The 18,835-nt window shown below is 40.1% G+C and carries 15 protein-coding genes and 6 pseudogenes; 11 read left to right on the forward strand and 10 right to left on the reverse strand.

Annotation, left to right across the window (positions count from 1 at the left end):
• Window positions 1-291 precede the first annotated feature (291 nt).
• The 3 genes from HC246_RS13355 to HC246_RS13365 form a co-directional block, all read right to left on the reverse strand.
• A complete protein-coding gene (locus HC246_RS13355; protein ID WP_169363809.1) occupies window positions 292-1,038 on the reverse strand; it encodes a hypothetical protein in 747 nt (248 codons plus the stop codon).
• Between the two features lie 292 nt (window positions 1,039-1,330).
• Complete coding sequence (locus HC246_RS13360; RefSeq protein WP_169363810.1) at window positions 1,331-1,561, reverse strand: hypothetical protein; 231 nt, start codon at window positions 1,559-1,561, stop codon at window positions 1,331-1,333.
• A gap of 869 nt (window positions 1,562-2,430) precedes the next feature.
• Complete coding sequence (locus HC246_RS13365) at window positions 2,431-3,210, reverse strand: ABC transporter ATP-binding protein (protein ID WP_169363811.1); 780 nt, start codon at window positions 3,208-3,210, stop codon at window positions 2,431-2,433.
• Window positions 3,211-3,327: 117 nt separating this feature from the next.
• Between HC246_RS13365 and HC246_RS13370 the strand changes: the two genes are divergently transcribed.
• Window positions 3,328-4,014, forward strand: coding sequence for a hypothetical protein (locus HC246_RS13370; protein WP_169363812.1), 687 nt, complete (start codon window positions 3,328-3,330; stop codon window positions 4,012-4,014).
• 203 nt (window positions 4,015-4,217) lie between these two features.
• Here HC246_RS13370 and HC246_RS13375 read toward each other — a convergent pair.
• Window positions 4,218-4,517 (reverse strand): annotated as a pseudogene (locus tag HC246_RS13375) (IS1 family transposase); the annotation flags it as partial.
• 74 nt (window positions 4,518-4,591) lie between these two features.
• Between HC246_RS13375 and HC246_RS13380 the strand changes: the two are divergent.
• Window positions 4,592-5,383, forward strand: a complete 792-nt coding sequence (locus HC246_RS13380) for an IS5 family transposase (protein WP_169363813.1) — start codon at window positions 4,592-4,594, stop codon at window positions 5,381-5,383.
• Here the strand turns inward: HC246_RS13380 and HC246_RS13385 are convergent.
• Entirely contained in the window at window positions 5,315-5,767 is a 453-nt protein-coding gene (locus HC246_RS13385; protein ID WP_169363814.1) for a pentapeptide repeat-containing protein, read from the reverse strand. The two genes, HC246_RS13380 and HC246_RS13385, sit on opposite strands and share 69 nt — an antisense overlap.
• Window positions 5,768-6,002: 235 nt before the next feature.
• Between HC246_RS13385 and HC246_RS13390 the strand changes: the two are divergent.
• The 7 genes and pseudogenes from HC246_RS13390 to HC246_RS13420 all read left to right on the forward strand — a co-directional run.
• A pseudogene (locus HC246_RS13390) lies at window positions 6,003-6,304 on the forward strand (DUF4258 domain-containing protein).
• The gene (locus HC246_RS13395; protein WP_169363815.1) at window positions 6,297-6,515 is read left to right on the forward strand and encodes a hypothetical protein; all 219 of its coding nucleotides are present in this window, start codon (window positions 6,297-6,299) and stop codon (window positions 6,513-6,515) included. Before HC246_RS13390 ends, HC246_RS13395 begins: the two are co-directional and overlap by 8 nt.
• 212 nt (window positions 6,516-6,727) lie before the next feature.
• The gene (locus HC246_RS13400) at window positions 6,728-6,976 is read left to right on the forward strand and encodes a DUF433 domain-containing protein (RefSeq protein ID WP_169363816.1); all 249 of its coding nucleotides are present in this window, start codon (window positions 6,728-6,730) and stop codon (window positions 6,974-6,976) included.
• Window positions 6,973-7,341 (forward strand): DUF5615 family PIN-like protein, encoded by a 369-nt coding sequence (locus HC246_RS13405; protein ID WP_169363817.1) that lies wholly within the window; start codon window positions 6,973-6,975, stop codon window positions 7,339-7,341. Before HC246_RS13400 ends, HC246_RS13405 begins: the two co-directional genes overlap by 4 nt.
• A gap of 147 nt (window positions 7,342-7,488) precedes the next feature.
• Window positions 7,489-7,797, forward strand: a pseudogene (locus HC246_RS13410) (Uma2 family endonuclease); the annotation flags it as partial.
• Window positions 7,798-7,866: 69 nt separating this feature from the next.
• Window positions 7,867-8,909 (forward strand): annotated as a pseudogene (locus HC246_RS13415) (IS630 family transposase).
• 4 nt (window positions 8,910-8,913) lie between these two features.
• Window positions 8,914-9,213: pseudogene (locus HC246_RS13420) on the forward strand (Uma2 family endonuclease); the annotation flags it as partial.
• Window positions 9,214-9,225: 12 nt separating this feature from the next.
• Here the strand turns inward: HC246_RS13420 and pcrA are convergent.
• Entirely contained in the window at window positions 9,226-11,601 is a 2,376-nt protein-coding gene (pcrA, locus tag HC246_RS13425) for a DNA helicase PcrA (RefSeq protein WP_169363819.1), read from the reverse strand.
• Window positions 11,602-11,673: 72 nt separating this feature from the next.
• On the opposite strand from pcrA, the gene HC246_RS13430 reads away from it, so the two are divergent.
• Both HC246_RS13430 and HC246_RS13435 read left to right on the forward strand, forming a co-directional pair.
• Window positions 11,674-13,128, forward strand: coding sequence for a protein kinase domain-containing protein (locus HC246_RS13430; protein WP_169363820.1), 1,455 nt, complete (start codon window positions 11,674-11,676; stop codon window positions 13,126-13,128).
• A 132-nt stretch (window positions 13,129-13,260) separates the two neighbouring features.
• Window positions 13,261-13,380 (forward strand): annotated as a pseudogene (locus tag HC246_RS13435) (transposase); the annotation flags it as partial.
• Window positions 13,381-13,625: 245 nt separating this feature from the next.
• Here HC246_RS13435 and HC246_RS13440 read toward each other — a convergent pair.
• The 4 genes from HC246_RS13440 to HC246_RS13455 form a co-directional block, all read right to left on the reverse strand.
• Complete coding sequence (locus tag HC246_RS13440; RefSeq protein WP_169363821.1) at window positions 13,626-15,263, reverse strand: NF038122 family metalloprotease; 1,638 nt, start codon at window positions 15,261-15,263, stop codon at window positions 13,626-13,628.
• Window positions 15,264-16,112: 849 nt separating this feature from the next.
• A complete protein-coding gene (locus tag HC246_RS13445) occupies window positions 16,113-16,889 on the reverse strand; it encodes a photosystem II S4 domain protein (RefSeq protein WP_169363822.1) in 777 nt (258 codons plus the stop codon).
• The gene (locus HC246_RS13450) at window positions 16,889-17,887 is read right to left on the reverse strand and encodes a PRC-barrel domain-containing protein (protein ID WP_169363823.1); all 999 of its coding nucleotides are present in this window, start codon (window positions 17,885-17,887) and stop codon (window positions 16,889-16,891) included. The genes HC246_RS13445 and HC246_RS13450 overlap by 1 nt, the downstream gene beginning before the upstream one ends.
• A gap of 243 nt (window positions 17,888-18,130) precedes the next feature.
• Window positions 18,131-18,826, reverse strand: coding sequence for a GDSL-type esterase/lipase family protein (locus tag HC246_RS13455; protein ID WP_169363824.1), 696 nt, complete (start codon window positions 18,824-18,826; stop codon window positions 18,131-18,133).
• Window positions 18,827-18,835: the final 9 nt, after the last annotated feature.

An 18,835-nucleotide genomic window follows, 5' to 3' on the forward strand; every position in this document is an offset into this window, starting at 1 on the left:
AATAGTCTAGTCTGTCTAATGATATGATTTACCTCCCTTATTTACTAGTAGTTTGTAATGGAAATATTTCAATTAGTAAGATCATAAAACACGCAAGAATAATTTACAAGCTTACATATTTAAACCTATTCCCATTAAGATATTATCATATTTTTTATAATTATTAAACATCTACAAACAAAAAAATTGCATTTTGCAGGAGTAATTAATTTATTTTTATCTATATATTACTAATTCTTAAATCTATGATTAATTCTCTATGAAAATTATTATAAAACCATTAATGACAGCCTAGAACGCAAAATAAGAAAAAACAAAAAAGCAAAGTATTGTCATAGGGAATAGACAGACACCCACTACCAAAGTTACATTTTTTAAACTACCTTTTCCAGCAATTTGTTTCTGTATCATATAAAGAGTATAAATACTACAAATAACGGAAGTGGAAACAAATATAAATAATTGGCATTGCATCGTAAATGGAATCACAAATTGTGACGTACTAAACTCATCGGCATTGCTTTCGATAAGTAATTGGTTTAGCCTATTTAGATAGGATGATAAAATTTTATTTATAGCTAAGCAGACAGAAACAACAAATAATATACAAAATGATATGCCAACCTGTATTAAAGTATTGATTCTTATTTTCAATTTGGATTGCTGAAAATATTTATACTTAATTTCTTTATATGATTGATTGTCAGGGGAACTATAATCATCAATAAAGTCGAAATTGTTTATATTCTCAATAAATTCATCGAAATCATCGTTACTACTTTTTAACTTATAGTATCTATCCATATCTAGATCATATTTCCTATCAGATTCTAGTTTTATATATCTAGATGGTAAAACCATAGAAATTGAGCGCACATAAAATGGATTTTTACCAACTTCAAAATCAACTGACATACCTACAGTAATTGGTAATAATCCATAATAATTATAGGCGTTGAATTGATAGACTTTGCCAAAGCTATCACGGATAAATCCCCTTTGAGTTTCAATATTAAATTTGATAATTGTGCCTTGCATTGTAATACTTAATTAACAATAAATTTATTAACCATAGTTTTAATAAGATTCAAGATTTTTATCATTTCCTATTTTTACAAATCTAGACGACAAAATCACATAGATTGAATGCACATCAGATAAGTTTCCAGAAACTTGAAAAATAACCTTCTCCCCCACTAGATTGGGTAAATTGTGACAATTATGTGCATTAAATTTATAAATATTACCAAGATCACATTTAATTAATCCTTCTTGGGATTCATAATCAAATCCAATAATTCTACCCTGCATTTTATCTCCTAATTAATAATTACGAATCAGGAGTTTCAGTCATTAATCTTACATATCTAGCTAATAAAACCACATAGAGTGAGTGTATTTTGGATGAATCTTTATCAACTTCAAAGCTAGCAATTTCACCTACAAGAGTTGGCGATAGAGAAGGATAGTTATAGCAATTAAATTTATAAACATTACCCGAATCAGAACGAATTAATCCTTCTTGAGTATGAGTGTCAAAACTAATAATCCTTCCTTGCATTTTACCCTCCCAGTCATCATAAAACTCCTCAAACATATCAATACCTATCTATAAAATCATCAAACCCTTCTTGCAAAAAATTTATCAATATGACAATTTTTCCAATTTTATTAAATACTTTAAATTTTTTAAAAAACTTTACTGATATGCTGGACTTCTGGAGTCCAGAATTATAGACAATATTATTTATTTTATTGCGTGATTTAATCATATGTTTAAAATTATTTGTCCGTATATATTCAGACCTACAATTAACGTCTATTTCTAGATATGGCAAACTCACACTTATTGCTAACAATCACTTAAATGCTTGTAATAAGTTATTTTTGTTTTGTATATGAGTTGTTTACGTTTTCTTAGCTTTGAAATAGGTATGAAATAACTAACACCCGCTATCTAAGTAGCGTAAGCACCTAGATATATCTAAGTTTCAAGGAGATTTAATAACTTTGAAAAACAATATAAATCGCAACTTTTGTTTGCGTAAGCAGCACTTAGTTAGATAAAGCTAAGTGACCAGTGAGGAACCTAAGGACTTTAACTATTTAGATATCTGAATGTAACCCACCCGTTATTAGGAATTTATTTCTTGCCATAAAACCCTATATATACACAACATATCACAGTATTACAGAATATTGCAAATAAAATATCTGTAATTGATTAGTTGAAATATGACTTCAAACTAGGATTTTCAATTAGGAGAGTTTGGATACGATTACATTGTTATTGTATCCAAACTCTCCTAATATTACTCCGAAAATCTGCCTGATATCACCATTTTTAGTAAATGTCCAATCAGAACTGCCAATAAGTTTCTTCTTGTTTTCGCTATTTTCTCACAAAAGTGAGCGTCACCTTTATTAATTTTAACCCTCATCGCCAAGATATGCCTCAATCACTGCCCGATCGCTTTTGACAATTTCAGGTTGACCGATCGCAATTAGTTGTCCAAAATCCAACACAGCAATGCGATCGCATAGCCCCATCACTAAAGGAACATGATGCTCAATTAATAAAATCGTCAGATTAAAGCGATCTCGTAAGCTCCGAATGAAATCACTTAGTTGCCCCTTTTCGCTAGGATTCATCCCTGCGGCAGGTTCGTCTAAAAGTAATAACTTGGGTTGCAGGGCAAGTGCACGCGCAATCTCAAGGCGGCGTTGATCGCCATAGGAGAAGTTTCTGGCTTTGACATCACTACGATCGCTTAGTCCTACAAGTTCTAATAATTCATAGGCGCGATCGTAGGTTTGCTTTTCTTCTTTATGGGTGGGTGGTAAACCTAAAATTCCATTCCAAATACCCGTAGTAGTACTCAAATGCCTAGCGATCGCCACATTTTCTAAAGCAGAAAGTTCACCAAACAAACGAATGTTTTGAAACGTGCGGGCAATGCCACATTTCGCAATTTGATGAGGACGACGATTAGTGATTTCTTGTCCATCGAAGATAACTTGACCGCTACTAGGAGCAATTAATCCTGTAATCGTATTAAACAATGTAGTTTTGCCAGCGCCATTAGGACCAATCACCCCAAAGATCTCATTTTCCTGCACATCAAAAGATACTTCATTGACCGCTACCAAGCCACCAAAGCGACGGGTTACTTGTTTAATTCCTAAGGTTGTTTTACTACTCTCGTCCATTTATAACTTTTGTATAACTAATTGATGTATTTACGAAGTTGTTTTACCTAATATAGCCTGCGATAATCATTAGAAGTATAAAAAAGTTCTTTCTGGTAGAAAGACGGGGGTACTAAAATGAAAATTTCTCAATTGATAGGTAGCACTTTCACTTTGTCGGGGATTGTTACTTTATCAGTGCTCTCCTCTCCTCTGATGGCAAACGCTGCTTCTTTTAGCTTTAGCAATATTAATGGCGGCGACACAGTTGGAGATACACTAAATGGAGGGCTGTCACTGAGTGTAGAACAAATAGGTACTGATTTAACCTTCAAGTTCTTCAACAACATCACCAGCCCTACAAATACCTTTATTGGCACAATCTATATTGATGCTGTGCCTGCTCTTCTAGGTGCTAGCAACAATAATATTTCTTTCTTTAATGCAAGTACCCCAATTACTGGAACCAACATAGGCTTTTCTGGCGGTCTCAGTAACGCTAACTTCCCTCAAGGAAACATCATTGGTTTTAGCACCGACTACGCCTTTGATGCTAACAATGGTGGTGGCAATAAGTATGCTATTCAAAGCGGTGAAGCTCTTGGTATAACTTTTGCTGGTGTAGGTACAAATTACACCAGTGTTGTTGATGGTTTAAATAACGGTACATTCCGAGTTGGCTATCACTTACAAAATGTCTTTAATAGCAGCGATTCTTACGTTTCCACTAAACCTGTTCCTGTTCCCAGCCTGTTATTTGGAATCATGGCAGCAGGTGCATTAGGTGGTTCACGTTTGCTGAAAAACAAGAAACAATCTGCTTAATTATTTTTAATTACAACGCTTTGCACTTTCTTAAAAACAGATAAGTCATCAAAAAGCTTGCGAAGCAAGCTTTTTGATGACTTATCTGTTTTACTGGAGTTTAGACTAAAAAATGTAAGCAAGGCAGAGTAAAAGAGATACAAGCTACCTAAAGTAGATGAAAAGAATGAAAAGAAACAGGCGTTGCACAAATGAAAGATGAATCAAGCAAAAGAAGGAAATGATTTGTACTTAAGATAGTGAATTAACAAACGAATTGAATACCGCAACATTTCTTCCGATTTTGAATAACATAAAGTTTTTCTGTGCAATCGGTCTAAATAATGTCTCAGTCTCGTATTCTCACCCTCAATTCTAGTCATGTAGGTCTTGCTGATAATTTGGTCTTCCAAGTTGATAAACATTTTGTAGACGCAGTAACCATCAGTAACCCAGAAATAGCATTACCAAACTTTAATCAATGTCCACAAGTTTTCAAAGGTTTGGCTACTCCTATCCCCTAAGAAAGCATTTAAGAAAGCAAGGGCGGACTAAAACAGGTATGAATACTGATGAAGTCTAGTATCAGCCAGCCAAAATGCGCCAACCCTATAATACCGATTTATCCAATGAAGAGTGGGAAATAATTGCACCAATGATGCCAAAACCATCAAAATTGGGGAGACCACCAAAAACAAATTTTCGGGAAGTGATGAATGGAATTTTCTACATAGCCAAGAATGGTTGTACATGGGAAAATCTGCCCCATGATTTGCCACCATATTCAACGGTCTACTTCTACTTTCAAAGATGGACAAAAACAGGAGTTATAGCTGAAATCAATTACCAGATAAGCACACAAGTACGATTAGCAGATGGTCGAGAAGCAACACCGAGTCTAGCCAGTCTCGATAGTCAAAGTATTAAAACAATGGATAGTGCAGGTAGTCGTGGTATTGATGGTGGAAAAAAGGTTAAGGGTCGCAAACGATTCATCATGGTTGATACGTTAGGGTTAGTCTTCGGTGCTCTCGTCTGCCCAGCAAATGTTGGCGAGAGAGCAGGAGCGATGAGACTATTAGCAAATCTCAAGTATCCACTGAGACGCTTACAAAAGATATTAGTTGACAAGGGATTCTCTGGCGAGGATATCACCCAGTGGGTTAAAGACAACTTTAGTTGCACTTGGGAAGTAAGCAAACGGGCTGAAGCGCAGAAAGGGTTTGTGGTTGAATCAAAGCGTTGGGTAGTGGAGAGAACCTTCGCTTGGATAGACAAATATCGTAGACTTAGCAAGGACTATGAATTTTATGAGAATATCTCAGAGTCGTTTATTTATATAGCTTTGATCCGAAAAATGCTTAAAAATCTTACTGCTGTCAATTCTTAAATGCTTTCTAAAAGAGGAATTTGATAGATTAGCTCCACTTAAATCTGTATTGTTAAAGTTGCATTGATCAAGCCGACAATAAGATAAATTGGCTAATCGAAGATTACAATCTTTAAAAATAGAGCCAGTTAAATCAACTTTAAAAGTCGAAGTTGATTTGCTAAATACGATAGCAGTAAGATTTGAACCTGTAAGGATGACTCCTCGCAAGTCAAGATATTTAGTTTCCTTGTCTACAATATCTACTGTCACCCCACGCAAATCTGAGCCAGAGAAATTGCGATGTCCTTGTTGATATAGTTCAAGTAAGGCTTCAAGAGTTCTTACAGGTTTAGCTGGTTGAGCCTCTGGAGTAGCCTGATTCGAGTTAGTTATTTCTGTCATGCTTAAAAACTAATTGCCTAAACATTTATAGCTAAAAATCATTTTACTGATTTCTACACCCCTTCTCTAAAAATAGCATTAATTTATGATTGTTTAACGGAAATAATAGCAACGAGTTATGTTCACCATTGGCGGGATATTTGCGAAGAGTTGAAGAGAATGGGAAAAAAGCGATCGCTTTTACTACTTACGAGACTTACCGACTTAAAATACTACTCAATATTTACACATGCCTATGATTGAAGATATTCAGACCAAAATTGCCAACGAACAATATGAGTTTTCTAAACATGCCGTCGAGCAATCCATTATTCGCCAAATTCGTTTGCACGAGATCGTAGAAGCGATCGCTAATGGTCAATATCCCAACGACAAATACGCTCCTAGCTGTCTCATTTGTGGCATAACTCAAACTGGTAGATTCATATCCAAACCAGCTATCCTAGCCGCCCATTGGTTAAAATCATTACAGTCTATGAACCTGATCCGAATAAATGGAATAACGATTTCACAGTAAGGAGAAAAAACAATGAATAATGAAGAGCAACTTGTCGAAAAGTATGTAACCTACTCATTAGAACTAAATGGTAAATTCATCCTGATTGAGAACGTTCCTGCTCGCGTAAATGAAGAAACAGGAGAACAATTCTTTGCTCCGTCAACTGTGATGTTGTTACAAAAAATTATTTTGGATGGACAAGAACCAAAGCGTGTAATTCAAACACCTGTTTATAGCTACGCCGCCTAATTCTAGAACCTAACTTTTTCGCCATTAGTTGGATATTTTGGAAGAGATAAAAGTGATGGGAAAATAGGCGATCGCTTTTACTACCTGCGAGACTTAGTGATCTGAATTGTTAATTTGGCGATTAGATAGGCAACAATGTTATGTGAAATAATTAGAGAAATAACGATTTAGTAATTTATGCAATTCGATTAAAATCAAAGAACAATACAACTATGAAACGAGTAGAACTTCTCAATCGCATCTCAGTCGATCCAAATATCTGCTTTGGGAAACCCTGTATTCGAGGACATCGCATTTGGGTATCCCTAATCCTTGATTTTCTAGCGAATGGTACTAGCATCCCTGAACTGCTAGAAGAATATCCCCAACTGCAATCAGAAGATATTTATGCCTGTATTGCTTATGGGGCAGCAATGTCAAGCGATCGCTATGTTGATATTCCCATCGAAAAATCAGCATGAAATTCAAACTAGATGAGAATATTGGTCAAAGGGGCATAAACCAACTAAAACAAGCAGGCTACGATGTTTCTACTGTCCTTGAGCAAGGACTAACTTCAGCTTCAGATCCCACCGTCATAAAAGTTTGCCAGCAAGAAGATCGCTGTCTGGTTACTCTCGACTTAGATTTTAGCAATCCTCTCCAATATGTACCTTCACAATACAAAGGAATAGCTGTTTTAAGATTACCTCCTAGAGCAACTATAGACGATCTGACAGATGCGATTCAGACTCTAGTTAATGGATTAGAACGTGAAGATATTACAGGAAAACTCTGGATCATTCAACGTGGACGCATTCGTATTTATCAGCAAAGTGATGACTAGAAAATTAACATAGACAATATCTACATTTGAGAAGAGATAAGAGTGATGCGAGAAAAAGCGATCGCTTTTACTACCTGCGAGACTTACCGATAGGAAATCAGGATTCGCATTTGTTAAAATATAAAAAATCTCCCGTTCCCTAAAAACATGATTGCGGCTAGAGAAAAATTTCCCAAGCTCACCCCTCAAGAATACTTTGCTTGGGAAGAAAAGCAACTACATAAGCATGAGTATATCGAAGGTGAAGTCTATGCCAAGAGTGGCGGTAGTGTTAATCATGGACGGATAGCTGTCCGATTTACTTCCATGTTTGACTCTCATTTAGAGGGTAGCAGTTGCATCATCGGAAACTCTGACATCAAGATTAAGATTGTCAAAGCCGAAAAATACACTTATCCTGATGTCAGTGTCACCTGCGACGATCGCGACAAAACTACCACTCAATACATTACCTATACCTTGACAGGGGGTAGACTTTATTTTTTATAAGAGTAAAGATGGAAGAAACGTTAACTTTTCTCCAAGATGCTCCGAATAACATTTACCAAAGAAGAAATAGATGCGCTACATTACGAAAGATTCCATCACCCGCATCCACGAGTGCAGAGAAAAATGGAAGCACTATACCTAAAAAGCCAGAAATACCCACACAAGGAAATTACGAAACTGCTAAGAATCAGTGAACCGACACTGTTGAACTATTTACGAGATTATAAAGAAGGTGGGATAAGCAAACTGAAAGAACTGACCTTTAATCGCCCCCAGAGTGAACTAAAAAAGCATCAAGAAAGTTTAGAGATATATTTTCGAGAACATCCACCTAAAACGCTGGCTCATGCAGCAGCAAAAATTACTGAGTTGACAGGGATTGTCCGTAGTCGAGAACAGGTGCGTCATTTCCTGAAATCGATGGGAATGAGTTGTCGTCGAGTGGGGCTAATACCTGCAAAGGCTGACCCAGCAGCACAAGAGGAATTTCTTAAAAAAAACTAGAACCGCGCTTAGAGGAAGCTAAATCTGGACAAAGAGCCGTTTTCTTTGTTGATGCTGCTCACTTTGTCCTTGGAGCCTATTTAGGCTTTTTGTGGTGTTTTGAACGCTTGTTTCTTAAATCTGGGACGGGAAGACAGCGTTTTAATGTCCTCGGTGCACTTAATGCTGTTACTCATGAGTTGATTACTGTGACTAATGATTCTTACATCAATGCTCAAAGTGTTTGTGACTTACTCCACAAACTTGCGGCTTTGGGTTTGACTATACCCATTACTCTTGTCTTGGATAATGCTCGTTATCAAAAGTGTGTTTTAGTTTTTGAGTTGGCTCAGTCATTAAATATCGAGCTTCTTTATTTGACTACTTACTCTCCAAACTTAAACTTGATTGAGCGTCTTTGGAAATTTGTGAAGAAACAGTGTCTCTACTCCGTCTATTACCCTGATTTTGATTCTTTCAAGTTTGCTATTGCTTCTTGCCTTGAGAATTCCCGCACTACTCATAAAGCAGCTTTGGATTCTTTATTGACTTTGCGCTTTCAGTCTTTTGATAATGTTAAGTCTATTCCCTGTTAAGGTATATCCATCCCTAATCGTTGAAGTTTTATCACCAAGTACCGAAGCCTACGATCGCGGTGGGAAGTTCAGACTATATCGCAACAATCCTGCATTAATAGATTATTTGCTAGTTAGTTCTACCAGCATCGAAATAGACCTCTATCACAAAAAAGATAATGGGGAATGGATAATCATTAACTATGAAGAGGGTGACATGATCGAGCTAAAGAGCATTAATCTCACCTTTGCGATCGCTCAAATTTATCGAGGACTCACACTGACTCCTGAATTAACTCCAGAAAATGATGTAGCGCAGGCTTAGCATTTGCCATATCTATATTTTCTGAATTGGTGCAATTTTGGGATCAATAATTTTTTTGCCTTGACCTGCGAAGGAAACCGCTAAATACATCTTGTCGCCAGTACCTAACAAATTCGCGACTTGACCTTCGCCAAACTTATCATGCATCACGCGATCGCCTACTTGCCAATTAACACTAGGCTTGGGTTTGACGGCATTGACCTTAGGTGGTGCGACAGTACGGAGAGACCCACGCACACTAGTAGCTTCGGCGCGTTGACTTGCCTTACTGATAAATTTATCGATGCCATGTCCTGTGAGATATTCTTTAGGAAGTTCGGCAAGGAATTGGGAAGGGATAGCATATTCGCGATTGCCATAGAGACGACGGGCTTGAGCATGGCTCAGGAAGAGTTTCTCTTGGGCGCGAGTGATGCCCACATACATCAGGCGACGCTCTTCTTCTAATGCCATTGGATCATTAATGGAACGAAAACTCGGAAATAGTCCTTGCTCTAAACCAACGAGAAATACTACAGGAAATTCTAAACCCTTAGCGGCATGAAGTGTCATCAGTGTCACTTTCTCCGCATTCTCGCTACTGTCATCGAGGCTAGAGGCTAGGGCAGCATTAGCTAAAAAGGCATCAAGGGAAGCATCTTCATTTTCTTCAGCAAATTGCACAGCCGCATTATAGAGTTCTTGTAAGTTCGCAATGCGATCGTTTGCCTCATCATTGCTTTGAGCCTTCAGTTCATCGACATAGCCAGATTCTTGGAGAATCCCTTGAATGATATCCGCCGCAGGAGTGACGGGTACTTTCGCTTGCCATTTCTGCATCAATTCCACAAAGGAGAGAACACCACGCGCCGATCGCCCTGCGAGGGTTTTAACTGTAGTTTCATCGCTGATGATTTCCCAGATGGGGACGCTGAGTTCTTGGGCAGCCTGTTGCAGCTTATCGAGGGTTGCCTTGCCGATGCTGCGTTTAGGAACATTAATGATTCGCATCAAGCCAAGGGTATCGGATGGGTTCGATAGCAGGCGCAAATAGGAGAGAATATCTTTAATTTCTTTGCGATCGTAAAATCGTAAGCCACCTACGACTTTGTAAGGGATATTCCAACGCACTAGCATTTCCTCAAAGGGACGGGATTGGGCGTTAGTGCGGTAGAGAATGGCGAAATGTCCAAGATTGGCGCTTGGAGTTTTGGACTTAACCCGACGAATTTGTTCAATTACAAACTGGGCTTCATCCACTTCATCATCGGCACGATATAGCTCGATCAGGTCGCCATCGGGACGGGTTGCTTTGAGAACTTTATCAATACGTTGGGAATTATTATCAATCAGTTGGTTGGCAATTTCGAGAATATTCGCTACAGAACGATAATTCTCTTCGAGCTTGATCATCGTTTTGGTATGGGCATCGGGCAAGCGATCGCCAAAAGCCTCTTGGAATTCCATCAAGATTGTGAAGTCGGCAGAACGGAAACTGTAAATCGATTGATCCGCGTCACCGACGACAAAAATAGAACGATTCTCCCAAGTGGGCTGATCGTCATTGGTGGATAGTAAGCGAATCAAATCATACTGGGTGCGATTGGTATCTTGATATTCGTCAACGAGAATATGTGTAAAGCGATCGTGCCAATATTTAAGGACTTCAGGATTTTGCTGAAACAGTCGCACTGGCAAAAAGATTAAATCATCAAAATCGAGGGCATTATTGGTGGCGAGCTGATTTTGATAGAGATTGTAAACTTGCGCGATCGCCCGTTTGCGATAGGGAGAATCATCGCTTTGTTTTTCGTATTCCTCAGGAGTCCAGCCTTTGTTTTTAGCATTGCCGATCGCAAAGCGTACCGACTTTGGCTCAAATTTCTTTTCATCCAGATTTAGTTGATTCACCACAATATCTTTGACTAAAGATTGCGCGTCCGAATCATCAAAAATCGAAAAATTCTTTGCCCAACTTCTACCATTGCTATCTTTGTATTTATCAATATCTAGCCGTAAAATTCGACAGCACATGCTATGGAAAGTCCCCATCCAGAGACCATCTTCAGCAAAACTATTGACATAGCGCTTATAAACTTTCTTCCGTAGCCTCTCCTGTTCTAAGTCAGAGATTTCACTCAAAGCCTTACCTAATTCTCTTTGGGCTATTTCTTGGGTTAACAAAGATTGAATTCGCTCATTCATTTCTTTGCCCGCTTTATTGGTGAAAGTCACTGCAAGGATTTGCTCAGGTGCAACACCGTGATTGAGCATTAAGTTGGCAATACGATAGGTCAATGTTCTGGTTTTCCCTGACCCCGCACCTGCAACTACTAGCATTGGCCCGTGAAGATGGCTGGCTGCTTTTTGTTGAGTAGGGTTGAGATGATGCAAAAAATTGGAACTCATGGGTGCAGGAGGGGAAAACTTAGGTAGACTCTAATACAGTATGCCAAAAATGTTTACTCATACGTTTGCACAGTGGATATTTACTGCACGCGCCCCAATTGTACTAAGCCTTTAAATTCCTTTGCTGACCTTGATAGTGGCAATACCCTCAAAACAATTACCCAAAAGTTTTGTACGAGTTGCGGGATGCCCCTATTGCTGGGTGGGCGCTATATTGTCGAAAGTCCGATCGCCAGAGGTGGTTTTGGTGCGACCTTTTTAGCCCGCGATCGCTATACGCCTGCGATGAAGCGCTGTGTGGTGAAGCTATTGCAGCCCATTGGTTTTACGAGCGCTCAGATGGTGGTTGCTAAGCAAATGTTTGAGCGCGAGGCAACGGTTTTAGAAGATTTGGGGACACATCCCCAAATCCCTGATCTGCTTGCTTATTTTGAGGTGCAGTCGGGACAGGATGAATTTTTTTATTTAGTCCAAGAATTTGTCGATGGCTTTACCCTAGAGCAAATTGTCGAGCAGCATGGGGCGATCGCCGAGGCAGATGTTTTAGAAATTATGCACAGCCTCTTGCCTGTCTTGACATTTATTCATGACAAAGGCTCGATCCATCGTGATATTAAACCTGCCAATATCATGGTTCGTAAGTCCGATCAGTCCTACTTTCTCTTGGATTTTGGTGCGGTTAAACAAGTGGCAGGAGTTGCCCAAGGTCAAAAATCTACGGGCATCTTTACCCCCGGCTATGGCGCACCTGAGCAGATGCGCGGCGATACTGTATTTCCCTCAACGGATCTCTATGCCTTTGCCGTGACCTGTCTCTTTTTATTAACAGGCAAGGAGCCAGACGAATTATTCGATGTGAGTTACAACAAATGGCAGTGGGATCGCTTTGTCAAGCTCAGCCCTAATTTTAATAATGTGTTACATAAAATGTTGGAGTCAGCTCCCAGCGATCGCTTCACTTCGGCAGCAGATGTCCTCCAAGCCCTGAGTTCTCAAGCATCAGTACCAATGGTGCAACCATCAGTACAAACACCTGTAAAACCAGCGCATCAGACCAGTATCCAAGTTCCTGTTCCTGTGCCTCTGCCTAATTTTGCCCCCGCAGTCCCCAAACCTGCGGCCTCGCGATCGCAAAAAACGCCTTGGTTACTATCTGCATCGATTCCTACTCAATTTATTGGCGCTTTTTTGTTAGGTGTAGAGGCGATGTTGCTATGGCAAGTAAGTACAACAGTTGGCATAGCTGTGATCGGTACTCCAGCTAATTTAATTTCTTTTGCGGCTGTATTACTAGGCATCATTCTGCTGAGAATTAGTTCTATTCTCGACAATAAAGATCTATTTGTATTCGTCAATTTGCTAAGTTTTGCCGCAGTCTGGGGAGGTCAAATATTTGCCAAAGTTCAGTTTCAGAACTTCCCAAATTGGATCGAAATTGCTCAATATTGTGGAATTGCAGGATTTAGTGCGATCGCTCTGATGGCAGCCTTCCGCCTCATCTTCCAATTGCTCTATTCCTTATTGTAAAATTAGGATCTTTGGGCTATAGATAATTCAAATAAAAACTACAGCTTCGACTTCGCTCAGCTAGCTTACACCGAGGGCTGAGCGAAGTCGAAGCCCATGTGCAAGTTATTTAAAGCAATTATATGTCTATATGTATTTGTGGATAATTGCTCCATCCACAAGGGCGAAAATATCTCAACTTTGATTGCGGCGGCTGGTGCTACCCTCATCTATCTGCCTCCCTATTCTCCTGACTTTTCACCTATTGAGAATTGAGTGCTAGGGATCACATATCTAGCAGATATGAAACACAAGTATAGCAGTTCTAAATAAGTTAAAAGAGGCTTCGACTCCGCTCAGCCAACGTATATAGATGGCTGAGCGGAGTCGAAGCCCTATTTTTTATTTGAATTATCTATAGTCCAAGCCACATCTACCTAAGAACAAATAAGCTCGATTGTCTTGCATAAGTCCTAAGTGCTGACACCTCAGTCTAACAAAAACAAAAGAAGATCAATCTAGTGTACAGCCCATAAAGAAGATGCACCGCCCAACCACCAAGGAGTAAATGAGTCAGTAAGGGAGTCATTACTACGAGAAATGGAAACTAATTTGGGCTTACTACTAGCTCCAAGCTCAACACTAGACTTTATAGATGAGACATCAAAGCTAAAATCAGAGCTGAATTGTTGTAGGTCAAACACAGATAAATTAGAGTTTTGAAAATCTGAATAGGATTGGAATCCTGAAGTATTGATGAATTGAGAAGAATCAAAACTGTCAAAGTTAGCAAAAAAATCCGCACCAACTAACATTCCAGTTTCAGAATTACCAGTAAGGGAAATCAAATCATTAACAGTCTGGCTATTGGAAGGAGCATTGCCATCAAAAAGTGGCAAAGACTCGATATCACCACCCTCAATGGAGTCGAAAATCGCTTCTTCGCCAAAAGCTCCCTTAACTCCCTGCCACCAGCCACCTGTGCGGGCAAAATATTCTTGCCACCAGCCGCCTGTGCGAGCATAAAACTCTTGCCACCATGTACCTGTGCGGGCTTGAAGAGATGGATTTGCGATCGTTTTAGGCATGTAGATGTCAGAGTTGTCAAACATCAATGCCATTGCACTATTGATATTTTGCGTTGTCTTTTGACTAGCAATTTGCTTGGATTCTATTTCTAGCTGAGCATAATTGATGGTTTTATTAATACCACCTGTGGCAATGTCCCAACCGATCGCATCAAAAGCAATCAAATCTAAACCTGTGATTGCGGTGGTCTGACCACGCTGAACTTCCGCATCCATGATTCCGCCAGACTGCCAATGACTTGCTTGAAAGCCATTGCCACCTCTGGTCTTATCCACGCCATTATCAAAGCTACCAACAAAAGTCGTACCATTAGTCCCAAGTCCAAAGTATTGATTGCCACCAACACTTAAATCTATGTTTGTTTTGCTTCCAACCCTACTTTTATTGGAATAGCGGAAAAGGTCTAGAGGAGATGCTTCATTAACACGCTCCTTTAGCCCTGAATTATATTCTAAGCTACTTAAATTACTAGCACCAACCCATGGGCTATCGATACTGCTTTGAAAGCCTAAAACATGACCAATTTCATGAACGGCTACACCAATAAAATCTACTGACGTGGCTGGAACTGTATTTTGACGGTTGAAGTTATAACTCCAACTCGTATTCGTCCCAGTCAGGTCACGCATGACAATGTAGCCATCAAGTACATTACTGGCTTTAGTATCTATTCCTCTTCCTACTGACCCCACTGATTTGGCGTTAGCACTGTTGATACTTAGTTTGGAGCCAGTCTGTTGTGAACTCACAAGCTGATTAGAGACTATAGCATCATATCTTGCTTCAAATGAACTGCTATTAACAGTCTGTGATCTAACTACTGTTTGATCGGTGCTGGTGGGATCAGCATCATTTTTAAGGGCATTAGCATAGGTACTAAACGAGTAATCGTTAGTTCGAGCAATAGCGCCAGCGATGGTATTGCCAACAAAGTCTTTTTGGACATCAACAGCAATATTGATGGTCACGTTGTCAGTTAGGTATGAAGACCAGATTTTGCCAGCCATCTCAAATGCAGCGATTTGAGTCTGAGAAGCACTTGGTGCATATGTGAAATTAAATTGCATGACTATCCTGACCCCAAATTTTTAAGTTAGTTTTCCCCCAACATCAATCCATTAAAGACACAGTCCAAAAAGCTCATGTGAATTAACTAAATTAATAGCTAACAGATTTGATTGCGTATGCATGGTAACTCAATCATAAAGCTGTTGTCACTACCAAAAAGTTATCAGAAAGTTAGTACATATGACAGCTATAGCAAATATCATACTAGTGAGATAAATTGTAGAAAGAAAGAGAGGATTTTTTATCCATAACTGAGTATGAAAGCCTATTCAATAGACTTACCGCAATTTCCGATCAAACGAACCACAAGAAAAATTTTGAAAACGTTGCTTTGCAACGTTTTCAAAATTTTTCTTGGTTTGGTTTTGAGCGCAAAACGCTGTAAGAGCAAAAATAATCAAACTGTATGAAGAAGGTAAAATATCACAACGAAAGTTAGCTGAGAAATTTTGAGAGGAATCCTTGCCAAGGACATGATTTTTATAGATGAGTCAGGCATAAATTTAGCTCTCACCAGAAGATTGTTTGACTGTTCTGTAGGGGACAGGAACACGACGATCAATCAAAACCGACGATGTCGATTCGTGATTGGAAGCCTGCTCTTAATCGCTTTGCCATCCTCTTTGAAGATCGTTTCCACATCTATAGCAGTGTAAGAGATAGCTAGGACAAATCAAAACCAAAATAAGTGAAGGCGGCACGAAGTGCCGCCTTCACTTATTTTGGTTTTATGTCCTAAGCAAACCTTACATTGCTATAGCTTCTAGACTTTACACATTTTGCTTAACAGTCTTAAAAGCGGAGGTAATTCATGAATTACCTCCGCTTTTTGGTATTGAATTTTGATATTAAACTGATCGCGTCATTTGCACTCGATAGCGTTCTTTCTTAGTAATCATAATATCGCCGATGGTGACTCGTCCTTTACCGCGAATTGCGATCAGATCACCTGTTTTCACTTGATAGCTTGGCTGGGAAATAGTTTTCCAATTGACACGCACATCTTCGCCATTAATTAAGTCCACCATTTTGCTGCGAGACATACCAAAACCGAAAGAAGCGATCGCATCGAGACGCAAGGATGCCTCAGTAGAAGTTAGTTCTTTAGTTACAGGGATGCGAATCTTTAACTCTTCCCAAGCGATCGCATTGACCTTCACGGGAACTGTCCGCACCTGATTGAAATGCAGTTGCAAATATTCCACTAATTCAGGCACGACGATCGCCTGTGCACCTTTTTCGCCTAAGACATTGATATCGCCTACTTTTTGGCGTTCTAGTCCCGTACCTAGCAATGCTCCCAAAAAATCGCGATGGGTTGCGGTATCAAATAGGAAATTTCCTGAAATTGAGATTGGTGTGAGGCTGACTTGCGATGGATCGAGGGGTAACTCACTGCGGGCGATCGCTAATCTCTGGCGTTCGGCTTGCTCATAGCCACCCCATGCTAAGCAATGGATTTCGGTCATCATGCCGAATACTTGCAAAGCTTCGGTAATTTCGGGTGGTGATAGGAAATCACTACATACAACTTCCCATGTTTGAATTGCGCGATCACCCAAATCTAGCAAACGGCTAAGGGTGTCGCGATTTTCAACATGATTCAATAGGTCACGGGGTAGCATTAGATTTCGTCAAATTCCTCTTCGGGAATACGTTGTTTGGACTTGTCAGGAATTTTAGGTTCGCCCCAAGCATCACGGATTTGCTGTTGGGTTTCATTACGGAAATCGGGCTTTGAGGTGGTGGGATAGTCATCCTCAAAATCATCGTAATCGTCATCGTAATTATCGATGGGCTTTGGTGGTGGGGCGATCGGGCGCGATGGCTCAGGACGGAATTCGGCTCTAGCTTGACGACGTTGTTGCTGTGGTGGATTTACGGGAACGCGCTCCTCTGCCCAATTGTCGCCATCATCCCATGATTGTTCTTGGCGATAGACGGGGCGTTGTTGCTGTGGTGGTGGCGAATAGGTGCTTCTGGCTCCCGATGATAGGGCATTATCACGAATGGTGGTGGTGGGTGGCAGATAGTCATCATCGAAATCATCTTCCCAAGGTGCTTTGCCTAAACCGAGACGCTCCAATAAGCCTTTGCTCAGTTGGGTCATCCGATCTTCCATGCCCTCTGTAACGATGATGCGATCGCGTCCCACGGCAATGATTTCATTGACATCAATTTCGTAGGTGCTGATTAAGCTTGCAGGAATAATCGGATTACCAACCGAAGCCACAATCAAGAACATGAGATCCCCTGTTTCAGGATCAAATTTAAAATCGCGTACCTTACCAAGCAATTCCCCTGACTCAGTTACCACTTCGTTATTAATTAGAGTGGTATAACGCTCAGTGATTAAAATATCTTCAAGGACTGATTCATCATCAACCAAAATCGCATCGGGTCCCAACAAATCAATATTGTCAAGAGCCATGAAAAATGTGTCACCAATGCCAATCGGCGTGCCAGGGACAAAGCGCTCAGCGACAGTCACACCCGTAACACGACGCTGATCGACATCTAGCCAGATTTGCGTGACGATGCCAAGCCGAATGGCTGATCGCTTGCTAAAGACCTGCAAACCTAAAACGGCGGCACGTTGACGAAGATTTTCCGATTGCATCATGGCGGTGACGTGGCTCTATATGATTCCTTACAAGTGGGATGTCCTACAAGTGGGGTATTAACTAAATAGGAGGGTAAATACCTAGCCCTGATTCTAGCAGACTAGATCCCCGTCGGTATTTTAACGTTTAACGACTTTTTGCTTATGGAAGACTGCCTTACAGCGCGTTGCACTGAATTAAAACCCAGAGAAATTTTTGAAAGCGTGGCGAAGCCGCACTTTCAAAAATTTCTCTGGAATATTTCAAGCCTCAACCTGTAATTGCATTAATGGTTGCCAGTTGCGAATATCCTCTAAAAGTGATAGATACCCTTTTGTGTTTGGGTGCAAACCATCTGCACAGATGTGATCGCACATCCAAGTTTGTCCCCGTTCTTGCCATAGATCAAATATATCGAGGTAGGGAATATCGCGTATTTGGCAAGCCGATTTCGTGAATTCTTTATAGCGAAATTGATCTTCGTGATTGAAATGCAAACAATCGAGAAACGGCATTTTTGATTCATTTACGGGAACCATGCCCACAAAGATGACGGGACAGAGGCTCTGAGATTTGTCGAGTAAGTTACCGATTTCTAGGGTAAAGCGATCGTAATCCGTAATGCTTTTGCCGTCACGCTTAGCCACCCGTGCCGAATCATTGACCCCAACGGACAAAATCATTAAATCGGGAATTTTATTCCGAAGTTCGCCACGCAGTAAAAATTCTCGCTCTAGGCGTTGATTGACATGGGCAGATGTATCACCTCTGACTCCTAAGTTATAGAGAACATGACCAGTTGCTGTTCCCATCCATTGCCGCCGCAGTTGTTCTACCCAACCACCATTAACAGGATCGCCGTAGCCATAGATAATGCTGTCGCCAAAAGCTGTCACCCTTAGAGGTTGCTGACTGCGAGGAGAAACATTCGGAGCTTGCAAAAGGTTTAAGGTTGTCATCAAAAAATG

This window comes from Pseudanabaena yagii GIHE-NHR1, from assembly GCF_012863495.1.
In the GTDB taxonomy this organism is placed as follows: domain Bacteria; phylum Cyanobacteriota; class Cyanobacteriia; order Pseudanabaenales; family Pseudanabaenaceae; genus Pseudanabaena; species Pseudanabaena yagii.